At 64.1% G+C, this 15,022-nt stretch carries 15 protein-coding genes; 7 read left to right on the forward strand and 8 right to left on the reverse strand.

What is annotated here, in order from left to right; genetic code table 11:
• Nucleotides 1-33 precede the first annotated feature (33 nt).
• The 4 genes from hisC to AUR64_RS08615 are packed head-to-tail and all read left to right on the forward strand — an operon-like array spanning nt 34 to nt 2,857.
• The gene (gene hisC, locus AUR64_RS08600; protein WP_058581511.1) at nt 34-1,116 is read left to right on the forward strand and encodes a histidinol-phosphate transaminase; all 1,083 of its coding nucleotides are present in this window, start codon (nt 34-36) and stop codon (nt 1,114-1,116) included.
• Entirely contained in the window at nt 1,113-1,655 is a 543-nt protein-coding gene (locus AUR64_RS08605; RefSeq protein WP_058581512.1) for an adenylate kinase family protein, read from the forward strand. The genes hisC and AUR64_RS08605 overlap by 4 nt, the downstream gene beginning before the upstream one ends.
• Nucleotides 1,652-2,266 (forward strand): CDP-alcohol phosphatidyltransferase family protein, encoded by a 615-nt coding sequence (locus AUR64_RS08610; protein WP_058581513.1) that lies wholly within the window; start codon nt 1,652-1,654, stop codon nt 2,264-2,266. Before AUR64_RS08605 ends, AUR64_RS08610 begins: the two co-directional genes overlap by 4 nt.
• Nucleotides 2,267-2,323: 57 nt before the next feature.
• Nucleotides 2,324-2,857, forward strand: coding sequence for a multiprotein bridging factor aMBF1 (locus tag AUR64_RS08615; protein ID WP_058581514.1), 534 nt, complete (start codon nt 2,324-2,326; stop codon nt 2,855-2,857).
• Between the two features lie 6 nt (nt 2,858-2,863).
• On the opposite strand, the gene AUR64_RS08620 is transcribed toward AUR64_RS08615, so the two are convergent.
• On the reverse strand, nt 2,864-3,082 hold the full coding sequence (locus tag AUR64_RS08620; protein ID WP_058581515.1) for a hypothetical protein: 219 nt from the start codon (nt 3,080-3,082) through the stop codon (nt 2,864-2,866).
• A gap of 185 nt (nt 3,083-3,267) precedes the next feature.
• Between AUR64_RS08620 and tpiA the strand changes: the two genes are divergently transcribed.
• Nucleotides 3,268-3,912, forward strand: coding sequence for a triose-phosphate isomerase (gene tpiA, locus AUR64_RS08625; protein WP_058581516.1), 645 nt, complete (start codon nt 3,268-3,270; stop codon nt 3,910-3,912).
• Nucleotides 3,913-4,009: 97 nt separating this feature from the next.
• Here tpiA and AUR64_RS08630 read toward each other — a convergent pair whose 3' ends face one another.
• Both AUR64_RS08630 and AUR64_RS08635 read right to left on the reverse strand, forming a co-directional pair.
• Complete coding sequence (locus tag AUR64_RS08630; protein ID WP_071391237.1) at nt 4,010-6,082, reverse strand: helicase HerA domain-containing protein; 2,073 nt, start codon at nt 6,080-6,082, stop codon at nt 4,010-4,012.
• 81 nt (nt 6,083-6,163) lie between these two features.
• The gene (locus AUR64_RS08635) at nt 6,164-7,612 is read right to left on the reverse strand and encodes a DNA polymerase Y family protein (protein WP_058581517.1); all 1,449 of its coding nucleotides are present in this window, start codon (nt 7,610-7,612) and stop codon (nt 6,164-6,166) included.
• Between the two features lie 101 nt (nt 7,613-7,713).
• Between AUR64_RS08635 and AUR64_RS08640 the strand changes: the two genes are divergently transcribed.
• On the forward strand, nt 7,714-8,028 hold the full coding sequence (locus AUR64_RS08640; protein ID WP_058581518.1) for a hypothetical protein: 315 nt from the start codon (nt 7,714-7,716) through the stop codon (nt 8,026-8,028).
• A gap of 85 nt (nt 8,029-8,113) precedes the next feature.
• Here the strand turns inward: AUR64_RS08640 and lrpA1 are convergent, their stop codons facing one another.
• From lrpA1 to aroC, 4 genes are all read right to left on the reverse strand, one after another.
• Nucleotides 8,114-8,542 (reverse strand): HTH-type transcriptional regulator LrpA1, encoded by a 429-nt coding sequence (lrpA1, locus tag AUR64_RS08645; protein WP_058581519.1) that lies wholly within the window; start codon nt 8,540-8,542, stop codon nt 8,114-8,116.
• Between the two features lie 147 nt (nt 8,543-8,689).
• On the reverse strand, nt 8,690-9,628 hold the full coding sequence (locus AUR64_RS08650) for a thiamine pyrophosphate-dependent enzyme (protein ID WP_058581520.1): 939 nt from the start codon (nt 9,626-9,628) through the stop codon (nt 8,690-8,692).
• 2 nt (nt 9,629-9,630) lie between these two features.
• The gene (locus AUR64_RS08655; RefSeq protein ID WP_058581521.1) at nt 9,631-11,532 is read right to left on the reverse strand and encodes a 2-oxoacid:acceptor oxidoreductase subunit alpha; all 1,902 of its coding nucleotides are present in this window, start codon (nt 11,530-11,532) and stop codon (nt 9,631-9,633) included.
• A 260-nt stretch (nt 11,533-11,792) separates the two neighbouring features.
• Nucleotides 11,793-12,950 (reverse strand): chorismate synthase, encoded by a 1,158-nt coding sequence (gene aroC / locus AUR64_RS08660; RefSeq protein WP_058581522.1) that lies wholly within the window; start codon nt 12,948-12,950, stop codon nt 11,793-11,795.
• A gap of 101 nt (nt 12,951-13,051) precedes the next feature.
• Between aroC and AUR64_RS08665 the strand changes: the two genes are divergently transcribed.
• Nucleotides 13,052-13,525, forward strand: coding sequence for a DUF6653 family protein (locus tag AUR64_RS08665; RefSeq protein WP_058581862.1), 474 nt, complete (start codon nt 13,052-13,054; stop codon nt 13,523-13,525).
• A gap of 188 nt (nt 13,526-13,713) precedes the next feature.
• Here AUR64_RS08665 and aroA read toward each other — a convergent pair whose 3' ends face one another.
• Complete coding sequence (gene aroA / locus AUR64_RS08670) at nt 13,714-15,012, reverse strand: 3-phosphoshikimate 1-carboxyvinyltransferase (RefSeq protein ID WP_058581523.1); 1,299 nt, start codon at nt 15,010-15,012, stop codon at nt 13,714-13,716.
• Nucleotides 15,013-15,022: the final 10 nt, after the last annotated feature.

Consider the following 15,022-nt stretch of genomic DNA (forward strand, 5'->3'; position numbering starts at 1 on the left):
ACCCTTAAGACCCGCCACAAACACGTACCGAACATGGAACCACGGGACCTCTCTGCGAACTCACCGTACGTCCCCGGCCGGGGAATCGAAGAGGTCGCCCGCGAACTCGGTCTCGACCCCGACGACCTCGTGAAACTCTCGTCGAACGAGAACCCCCACGGGCCGAGTCCGGACGCGGTCGCAGCGGTCGAATCGGCCGCCTCGGACCTCGACGTCTACCCGACCACTTCCCACGCCGACCTCACCGAGAAACTGGCGTCGACGTGGGACGTGACGCCCGAACAGGTGTGGGTCAGCCCCGGCGCGGACGGCGCTATCGACTACCTGCACCGCGCGATGCTCGACCCCGGTGACGAGATTCTCGTCCCCGAACCCGGCTTCGCGTACTACTCGATGAGCGCGCGCTACGTCCACGGGGAGTCGTCGACCTACGACCTCTCGAAAGCCGAAAACTTCGAACAGACCGCCGAGAACCTTCTCGACGCCTACGACGGCGAACGCGTCGTCTACCTCACCTCGCCGCACAACCCGACCGGGTCGGAGTTCCCGCGCGAGGAACTCGTCTCGCTTCTCGACAGTATGGCGGACCACACCCTCGTCGTCGTCGACGAGGCCTACGGCGAGTACGCCGAGCAACCGAGCGCTATCGACCTGCTCGACGACCACGACAACCTCGCCGTTCTGCGGACGTTCTCGAAAGCCTACGGCCTCGCCGGCCTCCGCATCGGCTACGGCGTCGTTCCCGAATCGTGGGCCGACGCCTACGCCCGCGTGAACACACCCTTCGCGGCGAACGAACTCGCCTGCCGCGCCGCGCTGGCCGCCCTCGACGACGACGACCACGTCGAGAAATCGGTCGAGAGCGCCCGCTGGGCGCGCGAGTACCTGTACGAGAACCTCGACGCGCCGACGTGGGAGAGCGCGGGCAACTTCGTCCTCGCGGAGGTCGGAGACGCCAGTGCCGTCGCCGACGCCTGCCAGCGCGAGGGCGTCATCGTCCGCGACTGTTCGAGCTTCGGCCTCCCCGAGTGTATCCGCATCTCCTGTGGCACCGAAGCACAGACGAAGCGAGCGGTGGAGACGCTCAACCGCGTGCTGACGGAGGCGAAAGCATGAGAGTCGTCGTCACCGGCACGCCCGGAACGGGAAAGACGAGTGCGACCGCCCTGTTGGAAGACGAGTGTACCGTCGCCCACCTCAACGACGAAGTCCGCGACCGGGAGTTCTGGACCGAACGCGACGAGGAACGCGACTCGCTCGTCGTCGACGTGGAGAAGTTGGAGGCGTGGGTCGACGAGGAGTACGGCGAAGCGAGCGACGACGCCGACGACGCCGACGACGTGACCATCGTCGAATCGCATCTCGCACATCTCCTCCCGGCCGACCGGGTGGTCGTCCTTCGCTGTCGTCCGGACGTACTCGAATCGCGCCTGCTCGACCGCGGCGAGAACGAGGCCAAGGCGAGTGAAAATCGGGAGAGCGAAGCGCTCGACGTGATTCTCGCCGAAGCCGTCGAGGAACACGGCGTCGATTCGGTGTACGAAGTCGAGACGACGGAGCAGTCGCCCGAAGCCGTCGCCGACGCGATTCGCGCCGTCGTCGCCGGCGACCGGGAGCCTTCGGCGGGGACGGTCGATTATCTGGAGTATCTATGACGCTCGACCAACTGCGACCCGTCGCCGACCGGATGCTCGACCCGCTCGTCACGGGGGCGAACAAACTCGGACTGACACCGGACGGCGTGAGCGTCATCGCCTTCGGATTTGCCATCGCCGCCGGCGGGGCGTTCTGGGTCGCCTCGCCCGACACAGCGGTGTGGTACGCTCTCGGAGCCTTGTTCGTCTTCGTCAACGGCTGGCTGGACCTCTTGGACGGGGCGCTTGCCCGCGAGCAAGGCGTCGCCTCCTCGGGCGGTGACCTCCTAGACCACGTGCTGGACCGCTACGCCGACATCGCCGTGTTGGTGGGTCTCGCTGCTGGAATCGGTCGCTACGGCCTCGGCCTCGCGGCCGTAACTGGGGTACTGATGACCTCCTATCTGGGTACACAGATTCAGGCGGTCGGACTGGGTCGGCAGTACGGCGGCTTGCTGGGTCGGGCGGACCGACTCGCACTCGTCGGCATCGTCGGCGTCGTCGCCGCCGTCGTTCCGGGGCCGCTGGTCGCCGGTCTCTCGGTAGTCGGCCTCCTGCTCGTTTTGTTCGCCGTCGTCGGCCACTTGACCGCACTCCAGCGCTTTTGGGGTGCGTGGTCCGACTTGAACTAACCGGACGGAGACGCCCCCGTCGTGTGCTTTATACCACGCCGTCGTCTACGGGAGCGTATGCCACAGTGCGAGATGTGTGGTGCCGAGCAGGCATCGCTCACAACTACGAAAGTCGAAGGTGCCGAACTCGAACTCTGTGAGAACTGCAAGGAGTTCGGAACCGAGGTCCGCACTGAGTCTACTAGCTCTGCGTCGACGAAGTACTCCACCTCGTCGAGCGGGAAATCGGACTCCTCGTCGAGTACCACCTCTTCTTCGTCTTCGTCGTCTTCGTCGGGTGGGTCACGCCGCCGCCGCGACATGTTCGACGACATGGACGAAATCGCCGGCGACTACGACGACCGAATCCGAGAGGCCCGCGAAGCCGACGGTCTCAGTCAGGAGGACCTCGCCAAACGCCTCAACGAGAAGGCGAGTCTCATCCGCAAACTCGAACGCGGCGACATCCTCCCCAGCGACAACGTGCGCAAGAAACTCGAACGCAAACTCGACATCTCGCTCACCGAAGGCGGGAGCGCCGACGACACCGACTGGTCCGGCGGCGGGTCGACGACGACGACGCTCGGCGACGTCGTCAAGCGGAAAGACTGAGTCGGGCTATCGATTGTGACGGTGGCCGACGACCAGCGCCACCACGTTCAACGCGAGCAACACGAGAAACCACGTTCCCCGTTCTCCCTGCAGTCCCGGTTTCGTCGCTATCATCCCGATGAGAACCATCGGTATCACCACCGCAGACCAGAACGCGACCCCCTGGACAATCGGTCCGAGTGCTTCTAGAACCTCCTCGACCTGCGGCGAACTCCCCATACTCATTTTGACTCCCCCGACATACTCTCACGTAGTCGCGGATCGAATATAGCTATACTTCGCCTACTCGCTGTAAGGCGTCAATACCACTCCGGTCGGACGACACTCTCGGCAGTGTAGCTATCTCGGGTCCGCGTCACCTCGCTTTCGGGAAGACGAATCTATTTGCCGTCCCCGACGCCTCTATCGGTATGTTCATTCTGGTGAACCTCAAGGCGTACCCGTGCGACCCAGTCGAAGTAGCGTCGGCCGCCCGCGACGTTGCCGAGGACTCGGGCGTCCGTATCGCCGTCGCGCCGCAGGCGGCGCATCTCTCGCGCGTCGCGGAGACGGACGTCGAGACGTGGGCCCAACACGTCAGTCCCGTCGAGTACGGCAGCCACACCGGTAGCACGCTCGCCGAGGCCGCCGCCGAGGCCGGTGCGACGGGAACGCTTCTCAACCACTCGGAGAACCGACTCAAACTCGCCGACATCGACGGGTCGATGCAGGCCGCCGAACGCGCGGACCTCGAAACCATCGTCTGCGCGAACAACCCCGAGCAGTCGGGTGCCGTCGCGGCGCTCGGTCCGGACGCCGTCGCCGTCGAACCGCCGGAACTCATCGGTGGCGACGTCTCGGTCAGCAGTGCCGACCCGGACATCGTCCGCGACGCCGTCGATGCAGTGACGGCCGTAGACGATAGCGTCGACCTGTTCTGCGGCGCAGGCGTCTCGACCGGTGACGACGTGACCGCCGCCGCCGACTTGGGCGCGAAGGGAATTCTCCTCGCCAGTGGCGTCGCCAAAGCCGACGACCCGCGGGCGGCGCTCGAAGACCTCGTCTCGAACCTGTAGGACTCGCCTAGCCGGTCGGCTGGCGTCGATAAGGTGTGATTACTGCGGACGACGCGGTCCGGGCGTGGCGCTGCGGGTGCGCGGTGCGGACTGACCGTTACTCGATTATCTCTGCGTCGTCGCTCGGCGTCACTTGGTCGTCGTCCGTCGTCGACGTCGACTCTGGAGTCTGTTGTGCCTCGTCTTCTGACTCCGTCGCTACGTCGGTGGCTTCTGTTTTGGCCTCCGTAGACTCGGCGCTGTCTTCGACGAGTTCCACACCATCGTCGTGTTCGTCCGACTCCTCGTCTCCGTCGACCGCGTCGTCGGCTCCAGTCTGGGTCCCGGCATCTGCGTCGGCCTCCGAGTCCGCGACCGTTTCTGTGGCTGCGTCGCTGTTCACGGCGTCGAGCGATTCCGTGGTCTCGCTGGACGACTCCGACTGTTCTGCGACGGCCCCCTCGTTCGGTCCGGTAGGGTCCACAGTAAGGTCCGAGAACGACGATTCGACGGCGGCGACGGTGGCGGCGAACTCGCCCTCTGCGAGTCTGTCGGCGTACTCGTCGCGGACGAGTTCCGGCAGCGTGTATCGGTATCGTCCGCGGTCGACGTGTTCGATAAAGCCCGCCTGTCGGAGCGCGCGGTTTCGCCCGTAGGCGAGTTGTTGGTCGCCGGAGTGACCCGCGCCGACGTGTGCGTCGACGGGCGTGCTGAGGTCTTTCGCTCGGTAGTACGCGAGCATCTCGCAGGTCACGTCGTCCAGCGAGTCGACGACCGACCGGAGTTCGTCGACGATAGCCCGCCGCGAATCGCTCCCACTCGACGACTCGGCGTCACGGGGACTGTCAGCCGTCGACGTCGAAGTGGTTGCCGACCCGTCACCGTTCGTCGACGTTTCGGCTTTCGAGTTCGGTTCGGCACTGGCGACCAGTTCGGCTTCGACCGGTCCGACCATCGCGGGCATTCCGCCGGGGTCGTCCTGTTCGTGGCGTTCGTCGTAGTCGTCGTACTCGTCGCGTTCGTCGTATTGGTCCCGCTGGCCCCCCTCGGCAGGACCGTCTCTCTCGTACTCGCCGAGTGCTGCCTGCGCGTGTCCGGGCCGGGCGAGGTTCCGGCCCTCGCCGCCGCGGTACGGGGCCTCCGCCTTCTGCAACAGCGCCTGCGCGAACTGGTCGGCCATCCGGCTCAGGTCCTGTGCCTCTTCGAGTTCTCGCTTGAGTCGCCGAATCTCGGCGTCCTTCGTGTCGAGTTCCTGTTTGAGGTCGGCGATAGTGCTCTCTCTGCGGGCTTGCTCGTCGGAGATGTCGCGCAGGTCGGAGACGAGGTCACCGCTGACGGACTTGAGTTCCGGACGCTCGAAGTCGTCGAGGCCGGGTGTCGCCCCCGCGTCGAACGTCTGTTTGCGGCGGAACTGGACTCTGCGCAGGGTCTCGCTCCAATCTGTCATCATGAACGCCTCGCCGTCGTTCATGCTCTCGATGGCGTCGGCGTACTCCTTGCCGAGTATTCGTCCGACGACTTTCGTGTCGTTTCCCCACGTGAGGCGGTGCCACACTAGCCAGTCGCACTGGGTGATGTAGTCCTTTTTCACGTCGGCGGGGCGCTGACTGATGCCGACGATTCCCAGTCCGTGTTTCCGTCCGCGCTTGCCGATTTTGATGAGCATCTTGCCCGCTTCGCCCATGCCTCCCTTCTCGGGGATGTACTCGTGGCACTCCTCGATAAGCATCAAAAAGGGCTTCTTCAGCTTCTTTTCCTTCGCAAACAGCTGTCGCGCCGTCTGTAACACCATCTCGTCGGCGTCGGCCTCGTCGAGATACCCCGACACGTCGAGGATGATGGGGACGTTCTGTTCGAGCGCCAGCGTTGCGATTTTCTCGGCGTGTTCGGGGCTGACGACGATGTCGCACTCCTCGTCGGCACCGGCGTGGAGGATTTCGTACTCCTCTTTCAAGCCGTAGTACTCGCCGTCGGTGTCGACGATGAGTACCGGAAACTGCGAGTCGAGCAGTTTCTCGATGACGACGCTCGCGGTGTTCGACTTCCCCGACCCCGATTTGCCCGTGATGAAGCCGCGACCGGTGAGGATTTCGACCGCCGGCAGGCGGACGGTCGTTCCCGGTTCGGCGTCGTCGGTCCCGCCCGGTCCGTCGCTCACATCGGCGACGGTGATGGTTTCTACGTCCGTCATGTTGGTCGTTGGTGGCATCTCAGAGGCGGAGACTATAGTTCCTGCGCCAGCGCTACTGAAAACCACCCGCGTGCCCGGGGGTCAGTCGAACTCGCCGAGCGACGACTGCCCGGCGCGCCCGCCGCTAGACGACGCGTTCTCGGTTCTCGACTCGCCGTCGCTCTCGTCTTCGTTCGCTGTAAGCCACTCGGTCAGCGGTCCTTCGCTGTCGTTTTTGTCGATTCTGTCGCTTCCGCCGGTGCTGTCTGATTTACCAGCGTCACTGCTGTCGTCGCCGCGGTCACTTCCGGACGCCGACGTAGCGGCGCTCTCCCATCCGTCGAGACTCGCTTGGTCGCCTTCGGCGAAGTCGAGATTCGAGACGCGGACGCCGAGTTTCCGGACCCGACTGTCGCCGAACTCCGTCAGGAGTTCGAGTGCTATGGATTCGACGAGTTCGGGGTCGTCGACGGGTCCCGGAAGCGACTTCGCGCGGGTGTTCACGTCGAACGGCGGTTGGACGACTTTGATGCCGATAGTGCGGTACAGCGCCCCGCGACTCTGTGCGCGTTCGGCCACGTCCGCCGCCAGTGCGCGTACTTTCTCGCGCATCGCCCCGCGTTCGGCGGTGGGTTCGGTGAACGCCGACTCCCGCGAGAGGCTCTTCGGCAGTCCCGTCGGTGTCACCGTCCTGTCGTCGTCGCCGCGGGCGCGGCGGTACAGTTCGCGGCCGCGTTCGCCGAACGTCTCGCCGAGTACGCGCGAGTCCGCCGCCGCGAGGTCGCCGGCGGTGTCGATTTCCATCTCGCGGAGTTCGCGGGCGGTGACGGGGCCGACGCCGTGGAGTTCTTCGATGTCCAGCGGGTCGAGAAACGCCTGTACTTCTTCGGGGCGGACGACGACGAGGCCGTTCGGTTTGTCGTAGTCGCTGGCGACTTTGGCGACGCTCATGTTCGGGCCGACGCCGACGCTCGCGGTGACGCCGACTTCCCGGTCGATACGCTGTTTGACGTGGCGAGCGTAGCCTTCGGCGAGGGTTCGTTTCTCGTCGGCGTCGTCGCCATCGGCGGTGTCGTCTCCGCCGCCGACGGTCTGCCACGCAGTTCGTTCGGTCACGTCGAGATACGCCTCGTCGATGCTCACCTCGCGGACGACGCCGGCGCAGTCGTGGAGAATCTCTTTGACCTGCGCGCTCACTTCCTTGTAAAACTCCATATCCACCGGGCGGTAGTAGCCGACCGCGGGGATTTCGGGGTCAGTCGGAGTACCGTCGCTGTCGAGTTCGGCGTCTTCGGCGCGCGGAAGCGCGTCGAGTGCACCGGAGATTGGTTGGGCGCTGTCGACGCCGTACGCTCGCGCTTCGTAACTCGCGGTGGCGACGGCACCGTGGCCCTCACCGGGTTCGTACCCCATCCCGACGACGACGGGCTTCCCCGCCAGTTCGGGCTCTTTGAGGCGCTCACAGGACGCGTAGAAGCAGTCCATGTCGACGTGGAGGACGATACGCTCCTCGGCGTCGCCTCTCGCACCGGGGAGCGTCTCACCGCTCATTGCTCCGGAGTTGGCGGCGGGGTGTTCTTAGTGTTTCCCAACCGGAGTGAAACTGATTCGAGGTCCGAACGTTCATATCAGTGTGCGAACCAACGGAGCGTATGGCTGGCGATTGGGTGACTGGAACGACGCTGCTCGTCGCCGGTATCCTCGTCGTCTGGGTGGGCTACCACATCGTCTTCGGCGACGGTGCCGACTACTTTCGAGACGTTCGCTCTCGACGGACCACCGAAGGCAACCGCGTCGCGCGCCTCGCCGGGGGGTTCGCGTTCTTCGTCGGCGTCGTGACGCTAGTGTACGGCGTCATCGCGGCGACGAGTGGGTTGAATACGGTACTGTGGGTCGGCTACGCGGCGACGGTGCTCGTCGGGTCCGTCGCTGTCGCCGTTCTCGCGGGAATCGGTGGACAGTACTGACCGCTCGGATGTTCCCGCAGCGGTCAGTCGCCGCGTGAGTGGGCACGCCACGCCAATGAGCGTCGGGTTGAGCAGTCGTCAGTCGTCACTTCAGTCGCTCTTGGAGAAACGACGGGTGGGCGGCGGTGACGCCGTCGATACTCAGGATCTCGTCGCTGATGACGTCGCCGAGCGACCCGCCGTCTTTCGCGCGCACCTCGGCCATCAGCATGTGGTCGCCAGACGAGGTGTACAGCGCCTCGACGGCGTCGAGTTCCTTCATCGCGCGCGTCGCTTCGACGTAGCGTTCGCTCTCGACGTCGACACCGACGAGTGCGATGGACTGTCCCGACAGCTTCTTCGGGTCGACGTCGGCGGAGTAGCCGACGATGACGCCGCTGTCCTCCAGTTTTCGGATGTACTTTCGCACCGTCGGCTTCGACACCCCCGCTCGGTCGGCGATATCGGCGTAGGAGGCTTGCGCATCCTGTTCTAAAACGGCGAGGATGCGGTCCTCCGTAGATGTGGCTCCCATGTGCGTTTCTTTCGGTTCCCGGCAAAAATATGTTGCGAACGCGTAATCTGTTCTTCGTGATGTGAAATCCCGGTCGAGAGCGGCGTCGCTGGCGGTGCAGCGTCGAAAGAAAAGCCGCGAATCACGCGACGGTGTCGCGCGAGTCGCTTACTTGTGTTTGTCGAGGAAGTTGTCGTAGGAGCGCTCCCACTCGTAGCTGTCGTCGAAGTAGCGCTCTGCCAGCGGTTCCTCCGGCATTTCGCCGATGTTCCGCTTTTCCTGCTGGTAGGACGGACGGTCGCTGTCGACGTAGTAGCGACCGGTGAGTACTTCACCCTCGTGGAGGGCGTCCTCGGTTTCGTGCATCATCTCCGCCGCCTCGCGGCGGTCGGTGTTGTCGAAGTCGTAGTCGTCGGAGTCCTGGATGTCGATGTACGGGACGTACTGACGTGCGTCCTTGTTCCAGGTCGGACACTGCGTGAGGAAGTCGACGTGCGAGAAGCCGTCGTGTTCCATCGCCTCGACGATGATGTCTTTCGCCTGATTCGGGTTGACCGCGGCGGTGCGCGCGATGTACGACGCACCCGAGTTCAAAGACATCGACAGCGGCCGAAGCGGCTGCTTGGCGCTGCCGTGCGGCTGGGTCTTCGATTTGTGACCTTTCGGGCTCGTCGGCGAGGTCTGGCCTTTCGTGAGGCCGAAAATCTCGTTGTTGAACACGATGTAGGTCATGTTGTGGTTCTCGCGGGCGGTGTGCATGAAGTGGTTCCCGCCGATACCGTAGCCGTCACCGTCGCCACCGGCGGCGACGACTTCGACGCCGGGGTTGGCGAGCTTCGCCGCGCGAGCGACCGGCAGCGAGCGGCCGTGGATGGTGTGGAAGCCGTAGCTCTCGAAGTAGCTGTTGAGCTTCCCCGAGCAGCCGATACCCGTGACGAGAAGCATCTCGTCGGGCGACTTGCCGAGTTCCGCGGCCGCGCCCTTCAGCGCCTTGAGGACGCCGAAGTCGCCACAGCCGGGACACCACGTCGCCTGCGGTTCGAGACCGGGCGTGTAGTCGTTGCGGTCGATTTCTTTGCCTTCACCGATTGCACTGAATGCACTCATGATTAGTCACCCGCTGCTGGGACGAACTTGGTTCGCGTGTGAGGATGTTCGTCGTCCTCGACGATGTTCACCTCGAAGCCCTCGACGATGTCTTCGGGCTCGAAGGGGTTTCCGTTGTACTTCAGGAGGCTCGAGAGCTTCTCTCCGTACTGGCCGACTTCCTTCTGGGTCAGCCCGCGGAACTGCGCGGAGGCGTTCATCTCGACGACGAGCACCTCGTCGACGCTCTCGATGAACTCCGTCACCTGGTCGACCGGATACGGTGCCATCTCGCTGACGCCGAGCATCTTCACCGAGTGGCCGTCGTCGTTGAGACGCTCGACGGCTTCCTCGACGGTGCCCTGCGAGCTACCGAAGGTGAGGAAGCCGTACTGGGCGTCCTCGTCGCCGACTTCGGTGTTGTTGACGCCGTCGCCGTCGAGTTCCTCGCGGATGGCTTCGAGTTTGCGCATCCGCTTGTCCATCTGGAACACGCGGTTTTCGGGGTCTTCGCTGATGTGGCCTTCGGGCATGTGCTCGTTACCGGTGGCGAGGAAGCGACCGCCTTTCTGGCCGGGAATCGACCGCGGCGCGACGCCGTTGTCCTCGGGCGTGTCGTAGCGGAACCGCGAGAACTTGCCGGACTCGTCGTGCGGCGCGTCCTCGATTTCGGCTTCCGTCAGGGTCGAACCCAAAGACGGGTTCGGCTCCTCGTCGAAGTGGCTCGCCGGTACGTTCACGAGTTCGCCGCCGAGTTTCTGGTCGTAGAGCACGATGCTTGGAATCTGGTACTCGTAGGCGATTTTGAACGCTTTCCGCGTCTGCGTGTACGCCTCGGCGACGGTACCGGGCGCGAAGACGATGCGGTGCGAGTCGCCCTGCGAAGTGTACAGGACGTGTTCGAGGTCGCCCTGTTCGGGCTTGGTCGGCATCCCGGTCGAGGGACCGGCGCGCATCGCCTCGATGAGGACGACGGGCGTCTCGGTCATCTCCGCGAGGCCGAGCGGTTCCGACATCAGCGCGAAGCCACCGCCGGACGACCCGGACATGGCTTTGACGCCGGCGTGACTCGCGCCGAGTGCGAGCGCCGCCGCCGCGATTTCGTCTTCGACCTGCTCGGAGATACCGCCGAGTTCGGGCAGGTTCTGCGACATGATGGTGAACACCTCGGTCCACGGCGTCATCGGGTAGCCCGCGATGAAGCGGCAGCCTTCGTCGATGGAGCCGTAGGCGATGGCGTCCGACCCGGACATGAGCACCTGCTCTTCGTCGTGTTCGCCCTCGGGAATCTTCACGTCGTGGGCGTCGACGTCGTACTCCTCTTCGACCATGTCGTACGCCTCGTGAAGAATCTCGAGGTTCGGTTCGAGAATCTTCTCGGGCATCGCGTCGGTCATCAGTTCCTCGATCCACTCGAGTTCGATGCCCGCGAGCGCACAGGTCGCGCCGACGCCGGCGGTGTTGCGCATGACCTCGCGGCCGTGTTCGCGGGCCATCGTGCGCAGGTCGAGGTCGTAGACGTGCCAGTCGTTCTCTTCGACGCGCTCGTCGAAGTCCTCGATTTCGGAGGCGTCGAGCAGGCCGGAGTCGTAGATGATGACGCCGCCCTCGTGGAGTTCGTCGAGGTTCTCCGAGAGGGGTTTTATCTCCTCGTTGCCGTAGTAGGCGTTCTGCTGGGGGTTCCGCGCGAACGAGTCACCCAGCGCCAAGAGGAAGTTGTAGCCGTCCCCGCGGGACTTGACGGGGTCGGCGGAGGCCCGAATCTCGGTGTACGTGTGACCGCCACGAATCCGCGACGGGTAATGTCGATGCGTGAAAACGTTGAGGCCCGAGCGCATCAGGGCCTTTGCGAAGTTCTGGCTCGTCGAGGCGATCCCGTCCCCGGACCCCCCTGCGATTCGCCAGATAAGTTCGTCGTTAGTCATATTTGAGTCCTGGCCCGTATCGGGCCGCCAGTGTGCGATTGTAGCCAGCGTCTAAGTAAAGTCTTTGCTATAGGTTGTCATGGAATGATTATGAAGAATTGCAGAATCGCCCGTCGCTTGCCGGGTTTTGCGGTGATTTACAACTACGAACCGAGTTCTTCGTTTACAAATGTATTCGTCGAACGGTCAAGTTAAATTTCTGTCTTCAGAGAACGAGTCTCTCTTTTAGGAGAAACCCGTGTGCAAAATGCCCGCGTGCGCTACTCGTTGTGTGGGCTGCTCGGGTGGTAGTCGGTGTCGTACTCGCCGACATCTCCATCCAACCGGTCGGGGTTGATGCGCCCCGCCAACAGCATGAAGTCCAGCACCGTGACCCACAGCATCGCTTCGACGACTGGGACGGCCCGCGGCGGCAACACCGGGTCGTGGCGGCCGACGACCTGCACGTTTTTCTCCTCGCCGGTCTCCCAGTCGACGGTCGTCTGTTCTTTCGGAATCGACGTGGGCGCGTGCCACGTCGCTTCGCCGTAAATCGGCTGGCCCGTCGTGATGCCGCCTTGGAGGCCGCCGTGTTTGTTGCCGACGGGGACCGGGTCGCCGTCTTCTCCAAATTCCCAGTCCTCGTTTCGGTCGTGGCCGGTCCACTCGCTGGCTTCCGTGCCGAGACCGTACTCGACGCTCGTCGTCGCCGGAATCGAGAACATCGCGCGGCCCAAGCGCGATGGGAACGACTCGAAGCGTGGCGCACCCAGTCCGCGGGGAACGCCGCGCGCCTCGAAGTAGATGCTGCCGCCGATGGAGTCGCCTTTCTTCTGGTACTCGTCGGTGAGTTCGCGCATCTTCTCTGCCGTCTCGGGGTGCGCACACCGAACGTCGTTCTCTTCTGTGTGTTCGAGCATCTCCTCGAACGTCACCTCGGGCGCTTCGACGTCGCCGATTTTGTTGACGTGCGCTTTGATTTCGACGTCGTAGTCGGACTGCTCCAGCACTTGCTGGGCGACTGCGCCGGCGGCGACCCAGTTCACCGTCTCGCGCGCGGACGAGCGCCCGCCACCGCCCCAGTTGCGCGTGCCGAATTTGGCGGAGTACGTGAAGTCGCCGTGGCTCGGCCGCGGTGCGGTGACGAACGGTTCGTACTTGCCCGAGCGCGCGTCTTTGTTCTCGATGGTCATCCCGATGGGCGTCCCCGTCGTGTAGCCGTCTTGCAGGCCGCTGTGGATGGACACTTCGTCGGGTTCGCCTCGACTCGTCGTTATCATCGACTGACCGGGTTTCCGACGGTCGAGTTCGCGCTGAATCTTCTCTTCGTCGAGTTCGACGCCCGCCGGACAGCCGCTGACGACGACGCCCATCGCGTCGCCGTGACTCTCGCCGTAGGTCGAAAACTGGAACAGTCGTCCGAAGCCGTTGCCGTTCATTACCGGGGCGTCGGTGTCGCGGCCATTTAGTGTTTGTAGAAAGGCGCAATCGTGGCGAGATGGAACGAATCCTCATGTCGCCGCGTGACATCTCTTCGAGTATGGCCGACCCCGCCTCAGCCGACTCGTCGACCGTCGACCAGCGTTCTCTGCATGCGCGACTCGAAGACACGTTCTGGCGTAGACACTCGAATCCTTGGAGCGCGGGCACGCGCTTTGCAGTCACACCGGTGCTGATGTACGCCATCTACCACCGAAAGTGGCGTTTGCTCGCCGCGGCGGTGACCTTTACCGTCGTCAACCCGGTGCTGTTCAGAGAACCGAAGAACACCGACAACTGGTTCAGTGAAGTCGTCCTCGCCGAAGAGGCGTGGCTTGCCGAAGGGAAGGGTACGACGGACCTCGGTTATCCGAACGTCCTCAACCTGCTGAACGGTGGGTTCGGTGCGCTGGCGCTCGCCTCGGCGATTCGACGGAAACCGGTAGGAACCGTCGTCGGCACTGCCGGAATCATCGTCTTCAAAACGTGGTGGGTCGAAGCGATTCGGCGTCGCACGGGCGTCAGCGAACGGTGAGCTGTGGGGCCATTCGCATACCGACGACTGGCGACGCCGAGTCTTTTTAACCGAAAACGGGACCAGACCACCCGTGTTCTGAGAATCGCCGCGAACCGGCCGAGGCGGGTGTACGGTGCCCCGGTTCGCGTCAGTCGTCGCGCCGTCTGTTAGCCACTGTTGTCCGGAGCGTTACCGCTGCTCGTAAGTCACTCCTCTCGCAGTCGAACGTCCGCGCCGAGTTCGGTGAACACGTCGAAGAAGTTCGGGAACGACACGTCGACGTGTTCCGAGCCTCGAATCCGAGTTGTCCCGTTGGCGACGAGTCCAGCAACTGAAAGAGCCATCACGATACGGTGGTCGTGGTAGCCGTCGACCGTTGCACCCGACAGCGACGTCTCGCCACCTTTCACCGTCAGGACGTCCTGTTCTTCGTCGACGACTGCGCCCATCTCGGTCAACTCGTCGGCCATCGCGCTCACTCTGTCCGTCTCCTTGTAGCGGACGTGTTCGCAGTTCTCGATGCGCGTTTCCCCATCCGCAATCGCGCCGAGCGTCGCAATCGTCGGAAGCAAATCGGGCGTATCCCCCACGTCGACGGTGACGCCCGAGAGGTTCGACTTTTCGACCGTGATTTGCCCGTTCTCGCGGTCCCAGTCGATAGCCGCGCCCATGCGTTCGAGGATGTCGACGATAGCGGCATCGCCCTGTGCGCTGGGGTACGCGCCCTCGACGACGACTTCGTGGTCCTCGTCGGCAGCGACCGCACCCGCGGCGAGCAGATACGAGATAGAGGAGAAGTCGCCGGGCACGTGGTACTCGCCACCTTCGGGGTCGTACGTCTGCCCGCCCGCAACCGAGAATCCGTCTTCGGTCGCTTCGGCGTCCACGCCGAACGCCCGCAGGACTTCGAGCGTGATTTCGACGTACGGTGCGGACTTGAGTTCGGTTTCGAGGTCGATGTCGATTCCCTTCTCGGTTACTGCCCCGGCCATCAAGAGCGCCGAGATGTACTGCGACGACACGTCTCCCGGAATCGACACATCTCCGCCTGAAATCGGTCCCTTGAGGACGAGTGGCGCTTGGCCATTGTCTCGAGTACTCTCCGCGCGGCCGCCGAGGTCGGAGACCGCGTCGAGAAGCGGTCCCTGCGGCCGCGAGCGCAGCGACGAATCGCCCGTCAACACGGTGATGCCGTCGGCGAGCGCCGCGCACGCGGTGACGAGTCGCATCGTCGTACCGCTGTTCGCGCAGTCGATGACGTCGGCGGCGACTCCCGGCCGGCCACCGAAGCCGTCGACTTCCAATCGAGTGTCGTCACGGGTCACGTTGCCGCCGAATGCGCCGACGGCGCGCATCGTCGCCTTCGTGTCGGCGCTGACGAGCGGGTCGTACACGGTCGCGTCGTCGCTGTATCCGGCGGCGAGAATCGCTCGGTGGGTGTAGCTCTTCGACGGTGGGGCACGGGCCGTGCCGCGTACCCGAGACTGCGAGAGTTCCGCGTCCATACCGCGGTGT

Origin of the sequence: Haloprofundus marisrubri, from assembly GCF_001469955.1 — an archaeon.
Lineage (GTDB): Archaea > Halobacteriota > Halobacteria > Halobacteriales > Haloferacaceae > Haloprofundus > Haloprofundus marisrubri.